The organism is Flavobacterium sp. PLA-1-15 (assembly GCF_049060005.1).
In the GTDB taxonomy this organism is placed as follows: Bacteria; Bacteroidota; Bacteroidia; order Flavobacteriales; family Flavobacteriaceae; genus Flavobacterium.
Genome location: NZ_JBMGQS010000001.1, coordinates 81,798 through 103,595, shown reverse-complemented (window position 1 = coordinate 103,595; position 21,798 = coordinate 81,798). Strand labels below are relative to the sequence as shown.

Below are 21,798 nucleotides of genomic sequence, written 5' to 3'. Positions count from 1 at the left end.
TTTTTTCAAAAAAAACAGAAATCGACTATAATTTTACCAAACCATTAACAACTTCGATATCTTTTTCTAAATAAAAATCTGCTTTTTGATTCAAATTCGGAATATTATTATCTGAATCTGTATACATTTTCTCCTTTGCATCAAATTCGTAATGTCCGAAATTATCCTCCAAATCACCAATTTTAACAATAAAAGCGTTAAAAAAGATTTTATTATTTATTAATTCTTCCTTGTATTGAGCAGCAAAATTCGTGATTATTTCTGAACCATCATAATTTATTTTGATATTTCTGTAAACAAAATCAAAAAAATTAGGATTATTTTGAGAAATATGCATATAATCATCAATTCTCTCTTCAACTATAACGTTTTCGTAAATCGCAATAAATCCTGATAATAATGCGAAAAATATAAATTTACGGGTTACTTCTCTCTCATAATCGTCTTGAAAATGGCCTGCCTCAAATAGAATCGTTGGAGTTCCCATGCTTTGAAAAGTATCTCCGATACAATTGATGTTGAAGCCATCATCAAACCTACCTACTTGGCCGGGAATATATTTTTGAAGCACGTCATTCATTCCAGCAATAACGTTTATTGCCTTTATTCTGTTCGCGTTTAGCTCCCGTTCTTCATTATAAGAAGGAGATAGAAATGAAACCGTTGCAGGTTTTCCTGTATCGCCAACTCCAAAAATGGTTCGTTGATCGTGGAGGTTGAAGCAATAATCTGGTTTGAATTCTTCATATATCTTCCTAAGAATTCTACTTTCGGGTTGGGTCAGGTTTTGTGAATCTCGATTCAAATCTACCTTATTTGCATTTTCCCTTGTGTATAATTTTGCACCATCCGGATTCAACATCGGAATTGAATAGAAGGCAAAGGATTCCAATAATTGATTTGCAAGTTCTGATTTGTTGTTTAGAAAATTCAAAAAATCAATCAATGCTTTTGTCGTCGTACTTTCATTTCCATGCATCTGCGACCAAAGCAAAATCTTGGTTTTCCCAGTTCCGATTTGATAGGAATAAATTGGATTTTCTTGAACTGATTTTCCAATAACCTGAAGCTGGTTATTTGAATTTAATTTCATCAAAATCGGTTCAATGTCATCCAAGGTAATATAACGCCCTTTGATTTTTTCTTCCTTGTTCTGGCTAAATATTTTTTCGTAATTCATAGGTCTTTTTTCGTTTTACAAAAGTAAACATCTTTGTATTTACAACTGTAACCGTATTGATTTTATTCAAAATTTAATATTGTAAACACTAATTATTAAACATTTATGACGCAGAACACAAGTCTTTATTAAAAATATAATTGAATTAATAATTACGATTAATTAAATTGATATTCAGTATTTTATATTATTTTATATAAATTAAAAATGTAATCATATTTATTTGTTTTTTAATTATTTACATTTGTAAAATAGTCATTCAATTAGTTTTTATTTACATTTGTAACAACTTCGGAAAAATACACAAGTTACAATGGTAAACACAGACGATTTCATCAAAAGACTCGAAATTTTAATGGAACATTTAGGCATGAATGCCTCCTCTTTTGCGGATAAAATTGGAGTTCAACGCTCCAGTATTTCACATTTACTTTCGGGAAGAAACAAACCTAGTTTGGATTTTGTGATGAAGATTTTAGACATTTTTCCCGATGTAAATCTGTATTGGATTTTGAATGGAAAAGGAAATTTATTGAAAGGCGAAGTTGATTATGAAGCAACACTAGAGACCAAAAACGAAGACGACCACACTCCTATTTTGAGTTCAAATTCATCAGAAGAAAAAAACATCGAGAAGAAAATTGAAGTCGAAAATTTGAAAAGCAAAGTTTCAGAATTTCAAAATTTAAAAAAGGATTCTGACATTTTTAAGATTGTATTTTTTTACAAGGACGGAAGCTTTAAAGATTTCAATCCTTAAAATAAGAAAGCCCCAATCCAAAATTGAATTGAGGCTTTCAAAACCAAATAAAACAAAACACAAAATTTATCTTTAGCAATCTATCCCAGCATTACCATTACATACGATAAATTTTTTCTTTTGGTTTTGCTTAAAAACTATTTTCGGGTATCTTGCCGACTACGTTTTTGTAGAAACTTTTCAGAATCTCAAAATCAGCCTCAATATTTCCAGTTGGATAAAAAGGTTCGTTTAAAACCACTTGCTTTTTAGAATAATCAAAAGCAATCGGGATAATGGGCACTTCGGCCTTTAAAGCGATGTAATAGAATCCCGTTTTCCACTCGGTCACTTTCTTACGAGTTCCTTCGGGAGCAATCGCTAAACGGAAAACATCACGGTTTTTGAAAATCGAAGCAATACTGTCTACAATATTCTTTCCTCCTGTCCTGTCTAAAGGCGCTCCACCCATCCAGCGAAAATATGCTCCGAAAGGAAACATGAAAAGCTCCTTTTTGGCTACATAATTCATTTCCAAACCAATAATTCCTCTTGCAAACAATCCGATATAGAAATCATGCCAACTTGTGTGAGGCACCACAATCATTATACTTTTCTTGATGTTTGGATTCATATTGCCAACGATTTTCCAACCCATTAGCATGAAAAATATCCATTCATAAATAATCCGCTTCATTTCATAGAAAATTTTCGTAAAAATAATATTATTCATTTATTTTTGGTAAAAAACTATTGAATGCTCAAAAGAATCTTCAGTTATATCCTTCCTGTAAATATTTTAAAAAAGAGTTCAACTTTGAGTAAATCTCTTGAAGTTACTTGGGCAAATGGCGAGTTGGTTTTGGATTCTGCCAACACGAATTATTCTTACGGCAGTTTACAGCGTATTTTAAGAAAAGGCTTAAAAAGCATCGGTTATGACAAAATAATCGAAATGGAGCACATACTTGTCCTTGGTGTTGCAGGAGGAAGTGTAATTAAAACGCTGGCAAACGAAATCAAGTTTGAAGGCAAGATTACAGGTGTGGAAATCGATTCTTCGATTATAGCGCTTGCAAATGAGTATTTTCAATTGAATCAGGTTCCGAATCTGGAAATTGTGATTGATGATGCTTTTGAATTTGTATTGAAGACTAAAGAAAAATACGATTTGATTGTCATTGACATTTTTCAAGATACAACGATGCCAAATTTCTTGTTCGAAGAATTTTTCATCAACAGGATTGGATTTCTTTTAAAGGAAAATGCATTCATCCTATTCAATACAATGTGTTTGAAAGAAAATGATAACATTCGTAATGAGCAATACGTTTCGACTTTTACTGAAAAAGGATTTGGAGTTCGAAAAATTCCTAGAGTAGAGCAACATAACGAATTGATCATTATAGAAAAAACAAAAAATCCGAATTAGCATTTAGCCAATTCGGATTTTCTATTGTTTTCTGCTACTTCTCGTCTGTGGAGCAAACCTACATTAGTTTTTATCAATGTACGAAAATTTTTATATTTAGTTTTTTTTTTCAACTAAGAAATCATTACCAACTATTTCAGCATAAGATTGATGACAGTTTTATTCTCGAAAAACGTTTTTTAATTTTTCTATATATTGTTTGTGAAAAATATGACTTTCATTAATTTCTGCTTTTGAAAACTCAATGACTTTTGCTCTTAATTTTTCCAAAAAATCTATTGAACATTTACTCGAATCTAATGCGTTAAACATAGACAAAAAATTCTCAAGTAAATATTCTCCATTTTCATGATTATTTGTTTTCAATAAAATTGAACAATACAAAAAGCTTTTATCAAGATATTCATTCTTACTATCTGTAATTTCATCGACTAAAAAAAATTGAGTTTCTTCATCCCAATTCAAAATGTCTACGGATAATAATTCGCTATCAGTTTGGTTTAAATTACTAATTATATCTCTTATTATAGGTCGGTGAACATATTCCCAACTTCCATCATCCTCATTTTTAAGATTCGCTTCAATATAGTTCTTTAAGGATTTGATTGATTCTTCCATTTTATATGTTTTTGGAATAAAACTACCACTAATGTAAATTGTTTCACGAAATAACTCCCGAACCAATCAATTCATCTCCAATGTGCCAAGAAACAAATTGTCCTTCTGTAATGGCCGATTGTGGTTCTTCGAACGAAACATACATTCCTTTTTCGAATTGATGCAAGGTTGCTTTCTGCAAAGTCTGGCGGTAACGGATCCTAGCCATTACTTCCATCTTCTCACCTACTTTCAAAGCCAAATCTTGACGGATCCAGTGCACTTCTGATTTTTCAACAAACAATGCTTTTTTGAATAATCCTGGATGCTCGCTTCCCAAACCAGTGTAAATTGTATTGGTATTTACATCCGTTGCAATTACAAAAAGTGGCTCAGTTGTTCCACCAACATTCAAGCCTTTTCGCTGTCCGTTTGTAAAATAATGTGCTCCTTGGTGTTTTCCAACAACCTTTCCCATTTCTGGAGCATACGGTAAACTTTGTGCTTTAAATTCTAAATAAGCTTCCTCTGAATCAGTTTCAGGTACTTCTTGACTATAAATTGGATTATTTTTATCAATCTGAACAATCAAGCCTTCTTTGGGCTGTAATTTCTGTTGCAGAAATTCCGGCAAACGTACTTTTCCGATAAAGCACAAACCTTGAGAATCTCTTTTTTCGGCTGTAATCAATTCCATTTCAGAAGCAATCTTTCGCACTTCAGGCTTGGTCAATTCTCCGATAGGGAATAATGCTTTTGATAATTGCTCTTGCGATAATTGACACAGAAAATACGATTGGTCCTTATTATTATCTGCTCCAGAAAGCAATTGATAAACCGACTTTCCATCAACTTCAATTTCACCTTTACGGCAATAATGTCCGGTTGCAACAAAATCGGCTCCAAGGTCCAAGGCAATTTTCATGAAAACATCGAACTTGATTTCGCGGTTGCACAAAACATCCGGATTTGGCGTTCGTCCTTTTTCATATTCGTTGAACATATAGTCCACGATTTTCTCCTTGTATTGTTCGCTTAAATCAACTGTCTGGAAAGGAATTCCAAGCTTTTCAGCTACTAAAAGTGCATCGTTGCTGTCTTCCAGCCAAGGACATTCGTTGGAAATGGTAACCGAATCATCGTGCCAGTTCTTCATAAACAGACCAATCACTTCATATCCCTGCTGTTGCAACAGATAGGCTGCAACACTCGAATCTACACCTCCGGAAAGTCCAACTACGACACGTTTCATCTTAAAATAGTTTTAGAGTGCAAAAGTAAGACTAAATATTTGTTTTGAAAGTTAAGACGATTGTAATTATTTATGACGGTATAGCCCTTAAAAAAGAAGACCTGATAGTTTTAAAATCTGTCAGGCCTCTTCTATTCTAAAAGTAAAAACTATTGTTTCTTTGGAACATCTTCTTTCTTTTCGAATTTTACTTTTTTAGGAAAGGTTTCTTCTTTCTTTAATTTTCCACCTACGAAAAATTGCCATTTTCCTTTCTTTTCTCCGTTCTTGAAGTTCCCTTTTGAAGCTATAGCTCCATTTGGTTCTCTAAAAATAGCAGGACCATCGTACTTGTTATTTTTGAAATTCGCCTCTTCTATCACAACACCGCCTTTTACATAAACTTTATACGGACCTTCTTTTTTTCCATTCACATACGTTGCTTCTTCTGCAATATCGCCTTCAATGAAATAAACTTTTCGAACACCATTTAGCTGACCTTTTACGTAATGTTCTTCCGTCATCAATTGTTTGGATTCCTTGTGGTAGTATTTCCAGATGCCTTCATTGAGTCGATTTACTGTTTTTCCTTCGCTTACGATGTTCTTTTTTGTGTCGAAAACAGTTGTATAGGCTACTTTTCCGTTTTCACTGAATTCGCGTGTCGCAATTAGGCTTCCAGCTTTTGTATCGTCAAAATACTTAAAAGTGCCCACTTCTACTCCGTGTTCAAAAGTGCCTTCGTATCTAGGCCTTTTTGATTCATCGTGGATTCCTTTCCACAAACCGTGTTTTTTTCCATTAGCATCTAGCTTGTTGGATTCGGTTTGGGAATAAATATTAAAATTCATTATAAAACAAAAAAATAAAAACGCTATTTGACTACTTCTCATGTTTAATTTAATTTCTGCAAATTTATGGTATAAATTAGAATTCCAATGTTATAAACTGTTAACGAAAATTCAATTAAAATGGTATTTGGGAATGCATTTTTTTTGGCAATAATTTCTTAGAAAATCAAATTAACATCTGTTTAATAAAAATTAATAATTCAAGAACTAAAACAATATATTGTTATTGAAACAATTACCAACAGCTTAAATTATTGGAGTTAAGATATGTAATAAATACATGCTTTACATTACACTAAACAATTAATATTTTTTTGTTTAACTTTTTATAATAATAATTAAACAAAATAATTAATATCTAAATTTGATAAACCTCAAAATTTACACAATATGAAAAAGTTATTCAGATTTAGAAGCCTAGCATTATTTGTGTTGACGGCATTTTTTTTAACCTCGTGTAGTAATGACGACGATGGTACAGTGGTAGTTCCTCAACAATCCATTGTAGATATCACTGTTTCAAATCCTGATTTTAGTATTTTAGTTCAGGCATTGACCAAAGCAAATTTGGTCACTACATTAGATGGAGACGGTCCTTTTACTGTTTTCGCACCTACCAACTCAGCTTTTACAGCTTTTCTTTCGGCAAACGGTTTCGCTAGCCTTGATGCTGTACCAGCCGATGTTTTGAAACAAGTTTTGTTAAACCATGTCGTATCAGGAGAAAATCTATCCACTGATTTGTCGACTGGATATGTTACAACTCTAGGAAAAGGAAGCGCATCGACTTCAAACAATTTAAGTATGTTTGTTAATACTACAAATGGAGTTGTTCTTAACGGAGGAACAACAAATGGCGGAGCTACGGTGACTACTGCAGATATTGAAGCTAGTAATGGAGTTATTCACGTCGTTAATGGCGTAATTGGTTTACCTACAATTGTGAACCACGCAATAGCAAATCCCAGTTTTGAAATATTAGTTCAGGCGTTGACACGTAACGATCAGCCAGATTTTGCTGGAATTTTGTCGGGAACAGCTAGTTCTCCTTTTACAGTTTTTGCACCAACAGATGAAGCATTTGTTGATTTATTGGCTGAATTGGAATTATCTTCTCTAGCAAATGTTCCACAAGCGGTATTAGAAAACACATTGAAATACCACGTTGTGGCTGGAGCCAACATTTTGTCAAGTTCATTAACAAATAATCAATCGGTAACCACGTTCCAAGGAGGCACGTTTACGGTTGAATTACCTTCTTCTGGACCACAAATTAGAGATGCAAATAACAGAGTGAGTTTGATTATTGCTACAGATGTGCAAGCATCTAACGGTGTGATCCACGCTTTAGACAAGGTTATATTGCCTAATTTATAAGATTAGTTTTTTTGTTCGGTTTAATTAAAAAAGCATCCGTTTTCGGCGGATGCTTTTGCTATTTAATAGAATTACTATTATTTTTTCTTGTTTTGTAATGCTTTTTGAGCTTCGGCTTGTTCCATCATTTCTCTCATTTTTCTTTGGAACTTGCTTTCCGTCTTTGGCTTGGCTTTGTTCTCTTGAATTTGAGCATGGATTTTCTTCTCATCTACGATGTAATTTTTAATGACAAGCATAATTCCGATGGTAATTGTGTTTGAAATAAAGTAGTACAAACTCAATCCAGAAGCGTAGTTATTAAAGAAAAACAACATCATTAATGGTGAGATGTAAATCATCACTTTCATGATTTTCCCCATATCCGGCATTCCTTCCTGCTGTGGAGCCGACATTTGCTGATCGCCCGTTGTCATTTTCATGTAGAAGAAGATAGCAATAGATGCTAAAATCGGGAACAAACTCACGTGGTTTCCATAAAACGGAATATAAAATGGCAGGTTCAAAACTGAGTCAAAAGAAGACAAGTCGTCTGCCCAAAGGAAACTTTTTTGTCTCAAATCGATTGCAGATGGGAAGAATTGGAACAATGCGTAGAAAACTGGAATCTGCATCAAAGCCGGCAAACAACCTGCCATAGGATTTACTCCTGCCTTGTTGTACAACTTCATTGTTTCCTGTTGCTTCTTCATTGGATCGTTTTTGAACTTCTCCCCCAATTCATTGATTTCAGGACGCAGAACTTTCATTTTCGCCTGAGATAAGTACGATTTATACGTTACCGGCGACATCACCAATCTTACCAGAATCGTAAACACAATAATCACGATACCGAAAGAACCAATGAATGAACTCAAGAAATCATACGTAGGAATAAACACATAACGGTTGATCCATCCAAAGATTCCCCATCCAAGCGGAATTACTTCATCCAGATTTCTTTTATATTCATTTAAAATGCTGTAATCCGCTGGACCATAATACCAGTTCATGTTATAGTTTACCTCACCGCCTTTGAAAGCCAATGGCAAAACTGCCTTGAATTGCTTAGTAAAAACAGTGTCGATTTTTTCGTCTTTCACCAGATTTTCAGATGTCAATTTTGCTGATGCAAATGGTGTATCTGTCAACAGTATAGAGGTAAAGAAGTGCTGTTTGAAGGCAACATACGTTACATCCGAAGGATTTTCTTCAGATAATCCGCTTTGTCCTGTGTAATCGTCTTTTCCGTTTTCATATTCAAATACGATTTCGGCATAACGGTTTTCATACGTCACACTTTTCTCGTTTCTGTATGTTTTTAAATTCCATTCCAAATCCAATGGCTTAGAAGTATTCAAAACCGAATTCATTCCTTGTGTACGGATAGAGAAATCAAGCATATATTCGTTTGGTTTCAAAACGTAACGGTATTCAAGGAAAGCAGATGCACTTGATTTCAAACGCATGGTCAAGACTTGATTCTCACCTTCGTTGGTTAAAGTTGGTTCGAAAAACAAGTTCTTGGTATCCAAGGAACGGTTATCCTGAGTTTGCAATTTTAAGTTCAAGCTCGCATTGTTGTCCTTGATGATTTTTACCAGACTACCAGAACCTTTTTCGAATTGCTCAAAGTTTTTTACGGTTGCATCAACGATATATCCACCTTTGTTGGCGATTTTCAAGGAAAGAAAATCGTTTTCAATGGTTGTGAATTCATTTTTTGCTGATGGAAGAGTTGCAGAATAGGCAAAGTTCCCTAAAGTTCCTTTTAGTTTTTCAAGTTGGGCAGTATCGGCAACGGTTGAATCTGTTACCGTTGTAGCAACTGCTTTTGCAACTGCTTCTTGGTTCTTTGCTTCTTTTTCTACTTGTTCTTGTTTTGCTTTTTTCTCAGCAAGTTCTTTTTCTGAAGGCTGGTTTTGGTACATTATCCAAACCATAATTCCGAAAATCAATACAAATCCGATGATCGATTTGATGTCAAACTTTTTTTCTTCCATTTTTATTTTTGTTTCACTTATATGAAGTTTCCCGTTTTTGATGGGAAACTTTTATCTTGAAAACGCTGAACGTTTTGTTTTTGAATCATTTAAGAATGAAGTTTCATTATAAATGAGAACTTGATTCTTTATTTTTAAAAACATTAAGAAGTTAAGAATAAACCTTTTAATGTTTTTGAACCATTAAGAAATTAAGTTCCATTAAGAAATGAGAACTTGATTTTTTCTGATTGGAAACCATTCTGAAAACGAGAATGGATTTTTATCTAGCCCTGACTGGAGGGAAAATCCTTTTTATTTTTTTCTTTAAAAAATAAAAAGATTTGGAAGGAAGGCAGGAATATGGTTTCCCAAAATGCCTGCTGTTTCGCTCCTAAATTTCCTACTACTTTTATTATCTCCTTGGGTTAAAACCCAAGGCAATTTATAATAGTGCGAATACTATTTTTGCTTTGCTTTTACGGTTGCTTCTACGAAACTCACGAAAAGTGGGTGCGGTTTGGCAACGGTGCTCTTGTATTCCGGGTGGTATTGAACGCCTATGAAAAACGGATGCTTCTCTATTTCGACGATTTCTACCAATCCGGTGTCAGGATTTACTCCCGAGGCTTTCAAGCCGGCTTTTTCCAATTTCTCCAAATATTCGCCGTTGAACTCGTATCTATGACGGTGTCTTTCGAGAATTGTTACATCATTGTATATTTTTTGGGCCAAGGTATTTTCCTTGATGTCGCATTTCCAAGCGCCCAGACGCATTGTTCCGCCTTTGTCGGTGATGGTTTTCTGCTCCTCCATCAGGTCAATAACTGGATGCGAAGTTCCCATATTCATTTCAGTTGAATTGGCATCTGAAAGTCCGAGGACGTTTCTTGAATACTCAATTACGGCCATTTGCATCCCAAGACAGATTCCGAAAAACGGAATGTTGTTTTCACGCGCATAACGAACAGCTTCGATTTTTCCTTCGATTCCTCTTTCGCCAAAACCTGGAGCAACCAGGATTCCATCCAGACCTTCGAATTTCTCTGCCACATTTGAAGCATCGATGTATTCTGAATGCACTGAGACTACGTTTACTTTTGTTTCGTTTGCGGCACCAGCGTGAATGAATGCTTCTAAAATCGACTTGTATGAATCCTGCAATTCTACATATTTCCCAATCAGACCGATGTTTACGATGTGTTTTGGGTTTTTCAATCTGTGCAAGAACACGTTCCAGTTTTTTAAATCTGGAGTTGCTTTTTTAGGCAAATCGAGTTTCTTTAAGGCTACAACGTCCAATCCTTCTTCAAGCATCAAATTTGGCACTTCGTAAATCGTTGAAGCATCGATGGATTGTATCACAGCTTCGCGTTTTACGTTGCAAAACAAGGCTAATTTCTGACGCAATTCGTCTGAAAGTTCGTGCTCGGTTCTACAGACCAAAATGTCTGCTTTTATTCCGCTTTCCATTAATGTTTTAACGGAATGCTGGGTTGGTTTTGTTTTCAATTCTCCCGCGGCGGCCAAAAATGGTACCAAAGTCAAATGGATTACAATTCCGTTGTTTTCTCCCAATTCCCAAACCAATTGGCGAACAGATTCGATATAAGGCAATGACTCGATGTCTCCTACGGTTCCACCAATTTCAGTAATTACTATATCAAACTCACCCGTGTTTCCCAACAATTGCATCCTGTCCTTGATTTCGTTGGTAATATGCGGTACGACTTGTACGGTTTTACCAAGAAATTCTCCTCTTCTTTCTTTTTCGATCACGGAAAGATATACTCTTCCTGTGGTTACGTTGTTGGCCTGCGATGTCGGAACATTAAGAAATCTTTCGTAGTGCCCTAAGTCCAAATCGGTTTCAGCTCCGTCATCAGTTACGAAACATTCACCGTGTTCGTAGGGATTTAATGTCCCCGGATCGACGTTGATGTAAGGATCGAACTTTTGAATGGTGGTCCTGTAACCTCTGGCTTGCAATAATTTTGCTAGAGAAGCTGCGATGATCCCCTTTCCCAAGGAAGATGTCACACCGCCTGTAACAAAAATATATTTCGTTTGATTCATTGTGTTGTTGTTTGTAGTTGTGTTGTGTAAAAAACGTGGCAAAAGTAGTGAAATTAATTCGATTATGTTGATTTGGCAATTTGAAAATTTGATGATTTGGTAATTCCGTAGCTTGGAAAATCAACCATCACAATCGCATTATCAAATATTCAAATTATCACATATTCAAATCCTCAAATTATAGCGGTTTTGGATACTGCTTTTTGATGTTTCGAATAAGTTCTTCGAGTCCGTTGAGTTTTAGCTCATAAACGAGTTGCAATTGCTGACCAAGTTCTCCTTTTGGAAAACCTTTGTTGCTGTACCATACGATGTAGTATTCCGGAATATCAATTAGGTGCCAGCCTTCGTATTTTCCGAAGGGCATTTTAGTATGGGCGAGTTTGACGAGTTGCTTTTTCTGATCGTCCAAGATTACTTCCAGTTAAAGGTAACATCCTTTTCTATATCAGGATTTAAGCTTAGCAGAACAGGACAATGCATCGCCGACCTTTCTAAGATTGTTTTGGTTTTTTCGTCTACAGCAACCGACATATTCATGACAATAATAATCTTTGCAATCTTTCTTGGTTCGGCTTGCATAATCTTGGTTACTTCAACTGTAGAACCTTCCAAATCCACATTCAAATCCTTTGATTTTATAGCCATTATGGAAACCATACAGCTTCCTAATGCATTGGCTAATAAATCAGTTGGAGAAAATGCCTCACCTCTTCCATGATTGTCAGTTGGAGCATCCGAAAGGATTTCCGTTCCCGATTGCAAATGCACAGATGAAGTTCTCAATTCTCCTAAGTAAGTTACTTTTGATGTCATAATTGTATTTTTAGTTGGCTACTTTTACTGATAAATCATTATCAAAATAAAGGATATAGAATCCGTCGTTGATGTAAGCTTTTCCGTTTTTCTTTTCGTAGTCGAATTTATTCTCTACTTGTTGCGTGATATTGGTTTCTAAAGTTTCTGCAAATGATTTTTCCTGAGAAAGACGAAGCAGGGCATCAAAAGTGATATCAAAACCACGTGTCGCATATTGATTTGGGAAAACCTTGTTTGCCTCTTTATACTTTTTTTCGAAAATTTGCGCTTCATGAGTATCATTCTCCCTTGCAAGAGACGGATAAAGCAGATTTAATTTCGCCAAATTAGCCGTAACGATTTCATCTGAATCTAATTTTTCGTTTGGTTCCAAGATTACCAATTGAATCTGGTACTCCGCCAAAGAAGCTACGAGCGTATTCATGATGATTTTAATCATATAGGTATTGGACGTTTCTAAAACCACATAATTCTTTTGATCCTTGGTCAATAACGATTTTAGGCTTTCGAGTGAAACTGTTCCTTTATCTCCAAAAGAAACCATTTTTACATTACTATGATTCTCGGCAATGTATTTTCTGGTTGAGATTTTTTTAGGATCAACAATCCCAATAATATTCGCCGATTTTGAATTCATATATTCAAACATCGCATCACGCATGTATTCCGAAGAAGGCATTGATTGTATCAAATTATCATACAGAACACCTGTTTCTTTAGACAATGGAGACATTACCAAGACATTATTTTTGTTTAAGATTCCAGCTGTTTTTTCTACATTTATTTGGTAGAATGGCCCTATAACCAAATCCGTTTGTTGCAGATTATTTTGCTGAATGATGGTTGCGACACTGGAAGAATTCTTCGTTTCTTGTGAATCAAAAATCTTTACATCTACATTCAAATTCAAGGTTTTGGCAGAATCAATCGCCATCAAAGCACCTGAATAAAAATCCAAGGTCATATTCAAAAACTTATCCTTTTTAAGTCTTGCGGAAGTTGAATTTACCGTGTCGCTTTGAATTTTTGAAATATTGAAAGGTAACAACAAAGTCAATTGTTTCCTTTTTTCAAGATGAATTGATTTAGTCAAATCGGCATAACCACTTTCATCTTTTTGAGTCATTCTGGCATTTTCCGGAAGGCTTAAAATCATTCCTTCTTTCACGCCATCTTTCAACTCTGGATTCAATTTGATCAGATTTTCTTGCGAAATACCTAATTTCCTTGACAATCCAAACAAAGTTTCTTTCGGCTGAACGGTATAACCTACTTTTTCAGTTTTAATAATCTCTTCAACTTTCTTTTCTGTTTCAACAACCTTATCTTCTTGCTTAGGAGTAGATTTTGAAGTGCTTGCTGGAATTTTTAAACGGAAACCTATCTGAAGTCCATCTTTAATATCTGGATTACTTTGTTCTAAATCTTCAACAGAAATGCCGTATTGCTTTGCGATAGAATACTTTGTTTCTTTGGCTTCCACTTGATGGAAAATTTCTTTCTCAACAGTCTTATCTTTCTTTTTGTCTTCTTTTTTATCGGCTTTGGTTTCGGTATTTACTACAACGGTTTTCGAAGGAATATTGATTGTAGCACCCACTTTCAACCCTTCTTTTTTCAAGTCTGGGTTTGCTTTTTCGATGTCTTCAACCGAAACATTATACAACTTTGCCAAACCAAATAAAGTTTCCTTTGCAGCAACTGTATGCGTTTTAGAAGTAGCATCTGTTTTTTCTATGATGATCGCGCCGTTTCCTTTTGGAATCAGCAACACCATATCCGGTTTCAATCCGTTTTGCGAATCTGGATTAAGATTATAGATATTGGCTGGTGTTACTTTGTATTTTTGGGCAATCTTAGTTACCGTTTCCCCCTTTTCTACTTTGTGTTTAATAAAATTTTCCTGTGCAAAAGCAGTTGCTGAAAGCAAAAGGAATGAGGCAAATACTAAAAGGCGCTTCTTCATAAAAATGTTTGTTTAAAAGAATTTTAGCATCCTAATTCATCCGAATCAGAATGCTAAAATGTAAAAATTATTTATTCCCATTCAATGGTTGCAGGTGGTTTCGAGCTGATGTCATAAACCACTCTATTCACACCCTTCACTTTGTTGATGATGTCGTTTGATACTTTCATCAAGAAATCATAAGGCAAATGAACCCAGTCAGCAGTCATTCCGTCGGTAGATTCTACCGCTCTCAGAGCCACGACTTTCTCATAAGTCCTTTCATCACCCATAACTCCAACGCTGTTCACAGGCAAAAGAATTGCTCCAGCTTGCCAAACCTTGTCGTACAATCCCCAAGATTTCAGTCCGTCGATAAAGACAGCATCAACGTCTTGTAAGATACGTACTTTTTCTGGGGTGATATCTCCTAAAATCCTAATCGACAATCCAGGTCCTGGAAAAGGATGCCTTCCTAATAACGTCGGATCTATTCCTAATGTTGCACCTACTCTTCTCACTTCGTCCTTGAACAGCATTCGAAGCGGTTCAACTACTTTTAATTTCATAAAATCAGGCAAACCCCCTACGTTGTGATGCGATTTGATGGTAGCCGATGGTCCTTTTACCGAAACCGACTCGATCACGTCCGGATAGATTGTCCCTTGAGCCAGCCATTTTACGTCTTCGCTGATTTTCGATTCATCATCAAAAACTTCGATAAATACACGACCAATGGTTTTTCTTTTGGTTTCTGGATCACTAATTCCGGCGAGTTCATCCAAGAAGCGTGCCGAAGCATCCACACCTTTTACATTCAGTCCCATTCCTTTGTATTGTTCCAATACATTTTCGAATTCGTTTTTGCGTAAAAGTCCGTTGTTTACAAAGATACAATGCAAATTAGCTCCGATTGCTTGGTGCAATAAAACAGCTGCTACGGTAGAATCTACTCCACCAGAAAGTCCTAGAACAACTTTATCGTTTTGAATTTTCTCTTTCAATTCAGCCACCATTTCTTCTACAAAAGCATTTGGCGTGAAGTTTTGAGGCACTTCTGCTATTTTCACTAGGAAGTTTTCCAGCATTTGCTTTCCATCGGTAGAATGGTATACTTCTGGGTGAAACTGGATAGCATAAGTCGTTTCACCTTCAATTTTATAGGCTGCATTTTCTACATCGTGCGTACTCGCCAATTTGATACCGTTCGTTGGTAGTTTTTTAATGGTATCGCTATGGCTCATCCACACTTGGGAATTTTCTGAAACGCCTTCAAAAAAAGCTTCATTTTCCTTGATGAACGACAGATTTGCTCTTCCATATTCGCGGATATTGGAAGGAGCAACCTCGCCTCCGCTGAAATGCGAAAGGTATTGCGCTCCGTAACATACGGCAAGAAGTGGCAATTTACCGCGAATCTGGGATAAATCTGGATGTGGTGCATCCTCTGCGCGAACAGAAAATGGACTTCCGGAAAGGATCACGGCTTTATAACTTGATAAATCACTCGGGAAATGATTATAGGGAAAAATTTCGCAGAAAATATTTAACTCTCTGACCCTTCTCGCAATTAGTTGTGTGTATTGCGACCCGAAATCTAAAATAAGTACGTTGTGTTGCATGTGCAAAAATAACTTTTATAATTGGATTTTGAAATTGGTTTTTTAGGTTTTTTTGCAATAAAAAAACGCCTTGATTTTGCAATCAAGGCGTTTCGTGTTTTCTAATTATCTTCATCCTCTTCAGCCGAATGCGATTTCGAATAATTCCTCCATTTTTCAATGCAATCCTGCATATCCTGAGGCAATTCTGTATCAAAACGCATCATTTCACCCGTTGTAGGATGCATAAATCCTAGTGTTTTTGCGTGAAGTGCTTGTCTTGGCAAAGCCTTGAAGCAATTATCAATAAACTGTTTGTATTTCGTAAAAGTAGTTCCTTTCAAAATCAAATGACCTCCATAACGTTCATCGTTAAATAAAGTATGACCAATGTGTTTCATGTGAACACGGATCTGGTGCGTTCTACCCGTTTCCAATTGACACGAAATCAAGGTAACATAACCAAAACGTTCCAAAACCTTATAATGCGTAACAGCCGGCTTCCCTATTTCTGGATCGGCAAAAACAGCCATTTGCATTCTGTCTTTTACGTGTCGGGCAATATTTCCTTCAATTGTTCCCGCATCTTCCTTTACATTTCCCCAAACCAAGGCAATATATTCCCTTTCAGTTGTTTTCGCTTCAAATTGCTTTGCCAAATGCGTCATCGCTGCTTCCGTTTTGGCAATCACTAAAAGTCCCGAAGTATCCTTATCAATTCTATGAACCAACCCCGGACGCTCACTGCTGTTCATTGGCAAATTCTCAAAATGATGCGCCAAGGCGTTCACCAAGGTTCCTGTATAGTTTCCGTGTCCCGGATGCACAACCATTCCTGGCCCTTTATTGATCAGTAACAAGGCATCATCTTCATATACAATATCAAGCGGAATATCCTCAGGATCAACGCGGTTTTCAAATGGCGGATGCGACAACAAAATCCTCACAACATCCAAAGGTTTCACCTTATAGTTGGATTTCACCGGAACATCGTTCACATAAATATTCCCATTTGTAGCAGCATTTTGGATTTTATTTCTAGTTGCATTAGGCAACATGTGCATCAAATATTTGTCTATTCGCAGCAACAACTGTCCTTTCGGAACATCAAACCTGAAATGTTCAAATAAATCGTCTTCTAATTCTATATCAACCGTATTCTCAGAATTCATCATCTACTGGTGTTTCATTTTCGAGCACTCTAACAGTGTCTATTTCTTCTTCATAACCCACTTTTCCATCTCCCAAAACCAAATCAATTTTCGAAGCCTTCAGGATTTTATCACCCGCTTTTAGTTTCTTTCCGTTAGAATAAACTTCCAAAACCATATCTTTTCCCAGATAAGGCTTGTAGGTTTTCTTTCCAACTTCCAATCCCAAAGCAACTAAAGTCGGTTCCACCTGACGCAAGGTTTTCTCAATCACATCAGGCATTGTAACCTCTTGGTATTTATCAGAATTAATCTTAATATAAATCTTTCTTCCCGATTTCACTTTCGCCCCAGCAACAGGATCCTGCTTCACAACCGAAAATTTAGGATAACCAGCTTGAAAATCAGTAGTATCCAATAAAACATACTCCAAATCAACTTCATCCAGCTTCTCCTCCGCAGCTTCAATCGACAATTTGCTCAAATCCGGAACCGTGATTTCCTCACCGTGATTGGTCGAAAAATCCAACCATTTCAACACCACAAAAGCCAATGCCACAACAATAACAAGTGCAATCGCCAACTGCGTAAAAAACACCTTACTCGTAAGAAACTTGCGTAAACTCATATTTAATTTGATTTCCAGCAAAGATATAAAAATACTAAAGGCAATTCGTTTCAAAAAAAATGATAATTTTGTTTGATAATAATTTTCAGGAGCTAATCCCGCTATCCGTTCCAATCTTTTGTTTTTTAAAGAAAAAAACAAAAGGATTTCCACTACTATCGGGGCTAAGGCATCTGTCATCAATTTAAAATTCTTTCATCAAATGAAAAACATTGCCATCATCATGGGCGGCTATTCGAGCGAATACAAAATTTCACTCATCAGCGGAAACGTAGTCTATCAATTCCTCGACAAAAATCAGTTCACAGGATACAGAATCCACATTTTCAAGGAAAAATGGGTCTATGTAGACGATAATGATGCCGAATTTCCAATTGATAAAAACGATTTCTCAGTAACCGTTGACGGCAACAAAATCACTTTCGATTGCGTTTTCAATGCCATCCACGGAACTCCAGGCGAAGACGGACTGATGCAAGCCTATTTTGAATTGCTTCAAATCCCACAAACTTCCTGTGATTATTACCAAGCCGCACTCACATTCAACAAGCGTGATCTGCTTTCCGTTTTAAAACCTTACGGCATCAAAACAGCCATTTCTTATTACCTTAATAAAGGTGAACACATCAATACCGAAGAAATTATTTCAAAGGTTGGCTTGCCTTGTTTCGTAAAGCCAAACAAGTCAGGTTCCAGTTTCGGAATTTCAAAAGTAAAGACCGCCGAAGAGCTTCCAATAGCCATTGAAGTCGCCTATAAAGAAGACAACGAAATCATCATCGAAAGTTTCCTTGACGGTACCGAAGTTTCGGTTGGTGTAATCAATTATAAAGAAAAAATTACGGTTTTACCCATTACCGAAATCGTATCTGAAAACGACTTTTTCGATTACGAAGCCAAATACCAAGGCAAATCACAAGAAATTACACCTGCGAGAATCTCCGACGAGATGACAGCAAAAGTAAGTGCCGTAGCAAAACGTGCTTACGAAGTCCTAAAAATGAAAGGATTCTCCAGAAGCGAATTTATTATTGTTGATGGCGAACCACACATGCTCGAAATGAACACCATTCCGGGACTGACAACCGAAAGCCTTATTCCGCAACAAGCAAGGGCAGCAGGAATTTCCTTGACGGATTTGTTTACAAATGCAATTGATTTGGCTTTAGAGAAATAACCAGTTAAACAAAACACATCTTCAATTTGTGAAAATTAGTGGAATTTGTGTTCAAATATATTTATGGAAAAAACAGCAATATTCCCAGGCTCCTTCGACCCCATAACATTAGGACATTACGACCTCATTAAAAGAAGCATCCCGCTTTTCGACAAGATTGTAGTGGCAATTGGGGTGAATGCCGAAAAAAAATACATGTTTTCATTAGAAGAAAGAAAGCGCTTCATCGAAGAATCGTTTGCCGACGAACCTTCCATTTCAGTCGTTACCTATGAAGGCCTGACGATTGATTTATGCAAAAAAATGAAGGCCAAATTCATCCTCCGCGGCCTAAGAAACCCAGCCGATTTTGAATTCGAAAAGGGCATCGCCCACACCAATAGACGACTTTCAAAAATTGAAACCGTTTTCCTTTTAACGGCTGCAAACACCTCTTACATCAGTTCAAGCATCGTTCGCGACGTATTGAGAAATGGTGGAGAATATGAATTATTGGTTCCGGACGCTGTTCGAGTAAAATAATAGCCGTTCTTTTTACGTTTACCATACTATAAAATCAAAGAAAATGAAAAAATCATTAATATTATTCTCTGTGCTATTTTTTATAGTTTTGAGTTCTTTCAAAAGGGATCGTAACGAAAAAGTGCTTCCAAATGGTCATTACCTAGTTCAATTAGACAAAAAATATAGCGAACAAGGTCTAAACGATTATGAATTTATATTAGAAGATCGAAAATTCATTCATAAATTGAAAGATAAAATTGATGATTTTCAGATTGACTGGGTCGATGAAAATTCATTTAAAGTAAAAGGTCTGACTGAACCTTTAAATCCTATCGAAAGAGAAAAAGAACTCCTAGAAAACAACACCATCTATTTCAGAATCATAAAAATAGAAAGCAATAATTATCATTTTATTTTAGGCGAAGAATTTGATAAATATCCTGTCTATTCTGGAAAGTTTATAAAAATTAAATAAATGCTTTATTTTCATTAGTAAAAAGCACCATTAAACACTACTTTCGCCAAAATAACAAACGATAAAAATGAGTCTAGAACGTGAATTAATCAAAAGAAGTGGCGGAAAGTGTGAACTTTCAGGAGCTACAGAAAACCTAAAAGTATACCAAGTACTTCCAACAAGAAAAGGCGGCATCGACGAGAGTATTCTGGCAACCCAAACCCTGATCGACCAGATTGAAAATCCAGAAACAATGGATGCCAATTCTTGGAGAGGTCTGAACGACAGCATGTGGAGCGAACACCTTCCTGTTCAAGTCGTTTCTTGGAGAATGCTAAGCCGTTTGAAGAACCAAGAATTGTTGGAGCAGATGTACCTCGACGAAGACGATTTGGCGTGGGCCCAAGCAACAGGCGAAGGCGATGACGACGAAAATAAATTGGTGCACCGCGACAGCAACGGCGTCATCCTACAAACCGGAGACTCAGTAGTCCTAATCAAAGATTTAAAAGTAAAAGGCTCCAGCATGGTTGCCAAGCAAGGAACTGCCGTAAGAAACATCCGTCTGGACCATGAAAACGAAACCTATATCGAAGGAAAAGTAGACGGCCAGCAAATTGTAATCATCACTGCCTACGTGAAGAAGATATAGTTTTTAAATAAAAGAGGCAAGAAGAAAGAGGCAAGAGAAAAGACATTCCAATCTTTCTTCTTGCCTCTTTCTTCTCTACTCCTCTTTCTTCACCACTTTCCTTGCCACCTCAATCTTAAATTTTTTCCCTTTCATCTTTTCATCTTTTATGTTGTGAAGCAAATCTTTCACTTTCCCGAATTTCACGGCAGCAAACGAAATAAAATCCTTCACCTCAATCAATCCCAGATCGCCTTTCTCAAGTTTTCCCTTTTGAGAAAAGAACCCAACGATGTCAATCTTGTTCAGCTTGTTTTTCTTCCCTCCCGAAATATAGATGGTTTGAAATTCAGGTGGTTTAGGCAATGATTTCGAATTCTCTACATTCAAAACATCCATTCCATAATCGACGTAATCAAGCTTTTTTTCACTTTCGTGAACAAGCAAATAAGCCGTTCCAGAAGCCAGCATCCTTGCCGTTCGTCCGTTTCTATGTGTAAATTCATCCTCTTTTGAAGGCAAATGATAGTGAATTACGTGTTTCATTTCAGGAATATCCAAACCTCTCGCCGCCAAATCAGTCGTAATCAAATAACTCACGCTCCCGTTTCGAAACTGAATCAACGCACGTTCGCGCTCATCCTGGTCCATGCCACCATGGTAATACGTTGCATAAATCCCTCTTTCATTCAAAGTATCGCTGATCCTTTCCGCCGCATCACGATGGTTGCAGAAAATAATAGCCGATTGCGATTTCAACGAACAAATCAGGCTAAACAACGTATTGATCTTATCTTTTTCCTTCGAAACCAGCATCTTCATCGAAAGATTGGTCTTCTCCTCTTCCCTCGGAATAAAATCCAAAACCGTCGGATTCACCACCCTTGTATATTTCGGAATCTCAATATCAGAAGTAGCCGATACCAAAATCCTTTTATTCAATTTCGATAATTTCCCAATGATAAACGACATTTCCTCGTGAAAACCGAGTTGCAAAGATTTATCAAATTCATCCAAAATCAGCGTCTCAATCTTCTCTGTCCTAAAAGTCCCTCGGTCAATATGATCCGCAATTCTTCCCGGAGTTCCAATCAAAACCGCCGGCGGATTGCTCAAGTTTTTAATCTCTGTATCAATCGAATGCCCACCGTAACAAACATTCGCCTTGTAGCCCGTACCCATTTTTTTCCAAACCTGCTCAATCTGCAAACCCAGTTCCCTCGACGGAACAATAATCAAGCATTGAACAGAAAGAATTTCAGGCTGCAGCATTTCAAAAATAGGCATCAGGAAAGCCACTGTTTTCCCCGAACCCGTTGGCGAAAGCAGTAAAACATTACTTTCTTCTAAAATAGCTTCTTGCGCAGCAGACTGCATTTCATTCAGGCTTTCAAAACCTAAATTCAATAAAATGTTGTTGGAGTGATGATTTTGATTCATG

At 36.4% G+C, this 21,798-nt stretch carries 21 protein-coding genes; 7 read left to right on the top strand and 14 right to left on the bottom strand.

What is annotated here, in order from left to right:
- Positions 1-25: 25 nt before the first annotated feature.
- Positions 26-1,180 carry a M14 family metallopeptidase gene (locus ACI6PS_RS00455; RefSeq protein WP_421010570.1) on the bottom strand — a complete coding sequence of 385 codons (1,155 nt, stop codon included), beginning with the start codon at positions 1,178-1,180 and terminating at the stop codon, positions 26-28.
- Positions 1,181-1,493: 313 nt separating this feature from the next.
- On the opposite strand from ACI6PS_RS00455, the gene ACI6PS_RS00450 reads away from it, so the two are divergent.
- Positions 1,494-1,940, top strand: a complete 447-nt coding sequence (locus tag ACI6PS_RS00450) for a helix-turn-helix domain-containing protein (protein ID WP_421010569.1) — start codon at positions 1,494-1,496, stop codon at positions 1,938-1,940.
- A gap of 130 nt (positions 1,941-2,070) precedes the next feature.
- Here ACI6PS_RS00450 and ACI6PS_RS00445 read toward each other — a convergent pair whose 3' ends face one another.
- The gene (locus ACI6PS_RS00445; protein WP_421010568.1) at positions 2,071-2,616 is read right to left on the bottom strand and encodes a 1-acyl-sn-glycerol-3-phosphate acyltransferase; all 546 of its coding nucleotides are present in this window, start codon (positions 2,614-2,616) and stop codon (positions 2,071-2,073) included.
- Between the two features lie 60 nt (positions 2,617-2,676).
- On the opposite strand from ACI6PS_RS00445, the gene ACI6PS_RS00440 reads away from it, so the two are divergent.
- Complete coding sequence (locus tag ACI6PS_RS00440; RefSeq protein WP_421010567.1) at positions 2,677-3,351, top strand: spermidine synthase; 675 nt, start codon at positions 2,677-2,679, stop codon at positions 3,349-3,351.
- Between the two features lie 159 nt (positions 3,352-3,510).
- Here the strand turns inward: ACI6PS_RS00440 and ACI6PS_RS00435 are convergent, their stop codons facing one another.
- From ACI6PS_RS00435 to ACI6PS_RS00425, 3 genes are all read right to left on the bottom strand, one after another.
- Entirely contained in the window at positions 3,511-3,969 is a 459-nt protein-coding gene (locus tag ACI6PS_RS00435) for a hypothetical protein (RefSeq protein ID WP_421010566.1), read from the bottom strand.
- Between the two features lie 43 nt (positions 3,970-4,012).
- Entirely contained in the window at positions 4,013-5,200 is a 1,188-nt protein-coding gene (gene mnmA, locus ACI6PS_RS00430; RefSeq protein ID WP_421010565.1) for a tRNA 2-thiouridine(34) synthase MnmA, read from the bottom strand.
- A gap of 149 nt (positions 5,201-5,349) precedes the next feature.
- Positions 5,350-6,030 (bottom strand): toxin-antitoxin system YwqK family antitoxin, encoded by a 681-nt coding sequence (locus ACI6PS_RS00425; RefSeq protein ID WP_421010564.1) that lies wholly within the window; start codon positions 6,028-6,030, stop codon positions 5,350-5,352.
- 390 nt (positions 6,031-6,420) lie between these two features.
- On the opposite strand from ACI6PS_RS00425, the gene ACI6PS_RS00420 reads away from it, so the two are divergent.
- Entirely contained in the window at positions 6,421-7,407 is a 987-nt protein-coding gene (locus ACI6PS_RS00420) for a fasciclin domain-containing protein (protein ID WP_421010563.1), read from the top strand.
- Positions 7,408-7,484: 77 nt separating this feature from the next.
- Here ACI6PS_RS00420 and yidC read toward each other — a convergent pair whose 3' ends face one another.
- The 8 genes from yidC to ACI6PS_RS00380 form a co-directional block, all read right to left on the bottom strand.
- Positions 7,485-9,389 carry a membrane protein insertase YidC gene (yidC, locus tag ACI6PS_RS00415; protein WP_421010562.1) on the bottom strand — a complete coding sequence of 635 codons (1,905 nt, stop codon included), beginning with the start codon at positions 9,387-9,389 and terminating at the stop codon, positions 7,485-7,487.
- A gap of 441 nt (positions 9,390-9,830) precedes the next feature.
- A complete protein-coding gene (locus ACI6PS_RS00410) occupies positions 9,831-11,444 on the bottom strand; it encodes a CTP synthase (protein WP_421010561.1) in 1,614 nt (537 codons plus the stop codon).
- A 178-nt stretch (positions 11,445-11,622) separates the two neighbouring features.
- Positions 11,623-11,856 (bottom strand): DUF3820 family protein, encoded by a 234-nt coding sequence (locus ACI6PS_RS00405; protein ID WP_421010560.1) that lies wholly within the window; start codon positions 11,854-11,856, stop codon positions 11,623-11,625.
- A 2-nt stretch (positions 11,857-11,858) separates the two neighbouring features.
- Positions 11,859-12,260 (bottom strand): OsmC family protein, encoded by a 402-nt coding sequence (locus ACI6PS_RS00400; protein WP_421010559.1) that lies wholly within the window; start codon positions 12,258-12,260, stop codon positions 11,859-11,861.
- A 10-nt stretch (positions 12,261-12,270) separates the two neighbouring features.
- Entirely contained in the window at positions 12,271-14,229 is a 1,959-nt protein-coding gene (locus ACI6PS_RS00395; protein WP_421010558.1) for a LysM peptidoglycan-binding domain-containing protein, read from the bottom strand.
- Between the two features lie 71 nt (positions 14,230-14,300).
- Positions 14,301-15,830 carry a glutamine-hydrolyzing GMP synthase gene (gene guaA, locus ACI6PS_RS00390; protein WP_421010557.1) on the bottom strand — a complete coding sequence of 510 codons (1,530 nt, stop codon included), beginning with the start codon at positions 15,828-15,830 and terminating at the stop codon, positions 14,301-14,303.
- Between the two features lie 101 nt (positions 15,831-15,931).
- Positions 15,932-16,981 carry an RluA family pseudouridine synthase gene (locus ACI6PS_RS00385; protein ID WP_421010865.1) on the bottom strand — a complete coding sequence of 350 codons (1,050 nt, stop codon included), beginning with the start codon at positions 16,979-16,981 and terminating at the stop codon, positions 15,932-15,934.
- On the bottom strand, positions 16,971-17,588 hold the full coding sequence (locus ACI6PS_RS00380) for a PASTA domain-containing protein (protein ID WP_421010556.1): 618 nt from the start codon (positions 17,586-17,588) through the stop codon (positions 16,971-16,973). The genes ACI6PS_RS00385 and ACI6PS_RS00380 overlap by 11 nt, the downstream gene beginning before the upstream one ends.
- Before the next feature lie 202 nt (positions 17,589-17,790).
- Here ACI6PS_RS00380 and ACI6PS_RS00375 point away from each other — a divergent pair, with 202 nt between their 5' ends.
- The 4 genes from ACI6PS_RS00375 to ACI6PS_RS00360 all read left to right on the top strand — a co-directional run bounded on the left by ACI6PS_RS00375 (position 17,791) and on the right by ACI6PS_RS00360 (position 20,378).
- A complete protein-coding gene (locus ACI6PS_RS00375) occupies positions 17,791-18,765 on the top strand; it encodes a D-alanine--D-alanine ligase (RefSeq protein ID WP_421010555.1) in 975 nt (324 codons plus the stop codon).
- A gap of 63 nt (positions 18,766-18,828) precedes the next feature.
- Positions 18,829-19,287 (top strand): pantetheine-phosphate adenylyltransferase, encoded by a 459-nt coding sequence (gene coaD, locus ACI6PS_RS00370; protein ID WP_421010554.1) that lies wholly within the window; start codon positions 18,829-18,831, stop codon positions 19,285-19,287.
- Positions 19,288-19,330: 43 nt separating this feature from the next.
- Positions 19,331-19,744, top strand: a complete 414-nt coding sequence (locus ACI6PS_RS00365; protein ID WP_421010553.1) for a hypothetical protein — start codon at positions 19,331-19,333, stop codon at positions 19,742-19,744.
- A gap of 67 nt (positions 19,745-19,811) precedes the next feature.
- Positions 19,812-20,378 carry a PhnA domain-containing protein gene (locus ACI6PS_RS00360; protein ID WP_421010552.1) on the top strand — a complete coding sequence of 189 codons (567 nt, stop codon included), beginning with the start codon at positions 19,812-19,814 and terminating at the stop codon, positions 20,376-20,378.
- Positions 20,379-20,453: 75 nt separating this feature from the next.
- On the opposite strand, the gene ACI6PS_RS00355 is transcribed toward ACI6PS_RS00360, so the two are convergent.
- Positions 20,454-21,797 carry a DEAD/DEAH box helicase gene (locus ACI6PS_RS00355; RefSeq protein WP_421010551.1) on the bottom strand — a complete coding sequence of 448 codons (1,344 nt, stop codon included), beginning with the start codon at positions 21,795-21,797 and terminating at the stop codon, positions 20,454-20,456.
- Position 21,798 lies beyond the last annotated feature (1 nt).

Coding starts and splice junctions, on each gene's coding strand:
- yidC (WP_421010562.1), bottom strand. CDS start 9,389: ATGGAAGAAAAAAAGTTTGACATCAAATCGATCATCGGATTTGTATTG.
- ACI6PS_RS00420 (WP_421010563.1), top strand. CDS start 6,421: ATGAAAAAGTTATTCAGATTTAGAAGCCTAGCATTATTTGTGTTGACG.
- ACI6PS_RS00445 (WP_421010568.1), bottom strand. CDS start 2,616: ATGAAGCGGATTATTTATGAATGGATATTTTTCATGCTAATGGGTTGG.
- ACI6PS_RS00450 (WP_421010569.1), top strand. CDS start 1,494: ATGGTAAACACAGACGATTTCATCAAAAGACTCGAAATTTTAATGGAA.
- ACI6PS_RS00435 (WP_421010566.1), bottom strand. CDS start 3,969: ATGGAAGAATCAATCAAATCCTTAAAGAACTATATTGAAGCGAATCTT.
- coaD (WP_421010554.1), top strand. CDS start 18,829: ATGGAAAAAACAGCAATATTCCCAGGCTCCTTCGACCCCATAACATTA.
- ACI6PS_RS00455 (WP_421010570.1), bottom strand. CDS start 1,180: ATGAATTACGAAAAAATATTTAGCCAGAACAAGGAAGAAAAAATCAAA.
- ACI6PS_RS00410 (WP_421010561.1), bottom strand. CDS start 11,444: ATGAATCAAACGAAATATATTTTTGTTACAGGCGGTGTGACATCTTCC.
- ACI6PS_RS00360 (WP_421010552.1), top strand. CDS start 19,812: ATGAGTCTAGAACGTGAATTAATCAAAAGAAGTGGCGGAAAGTGTGAA.
- ACI6PS_RS00365 (WP_421010553.1), top strand. CDS start 19,331: ATGAAAAAATCATTAATATTATTCTCTGTGCTATTTTTTATAGTTTTG.
- ACI6PS_RS00385 (WP_421010865.1), bottom strand. CDS start 16,981: ATGAATTCTGAGAATACGGTTGATATAGAATTAGAAGACGATTTATTT.
- ACI6PS_RS00425 (WP_421010564.1), bottom strand. CDS start 6,030: ATGAATTTTAATATTTATTCCCAAACCGAATCCAACAAGCTAGATGCT.
- ACI6PS_RS00440 (WP_421010567.1), top strand. CDS start 2,677: ATGCTCAAAAGAATCTTCAGTTATATCCTTCCTGTAAATATTTTAAAA.
- ACI6PS_RS00395 (WP_421010558.1), bottom strand. CDS start 14,229: ATGAAGAAGCGCCTTTTAGTATTTGCCTCATTCCTTTTGCTTTCAGCA.
- mnmA (WP_421010565.1), bottom strand. CDS start 5,200: ATGAAACGTGTCGTAGTTGGACTTTCCGGAGGTGTAGATTCGAGTGTT.
- guaA (WP_421010557.1), bottom strand. CDS start 15,830: ATGCAACACAACGTACTTATTTTAGATTTCGGGTCGCAATACACACAA.
- ACI6PS_RS00380 (WP_421010556.1), bottom strand. CDS start 17,588: ATGAGTTTACGCAAGTTTCTTACGAGTAAGGTGTTTTTTACGCAGTTG.
- ACI6PS_RS00355 (WP_421010551.1), bottom strand. CDS start 21,797: ATGAATCAAAATCATCACTCCAACAACATTTTATTGAATTTAGGTTTT.
- ACI6PS_RS00375 (WP_421010555.1), top strand. CDS start 17,791: ATGAAAAACATTGCCATCATCATGGGCGGCTATTCGAGCGAATACAAA.
- ACI6PS_RS00400 (WP_421010559.1), bottom strand. CDS start 12,260: ATGACATCAAAAGTAACTTACTTAGGAGAATTGAGAACTTCATCTGTG.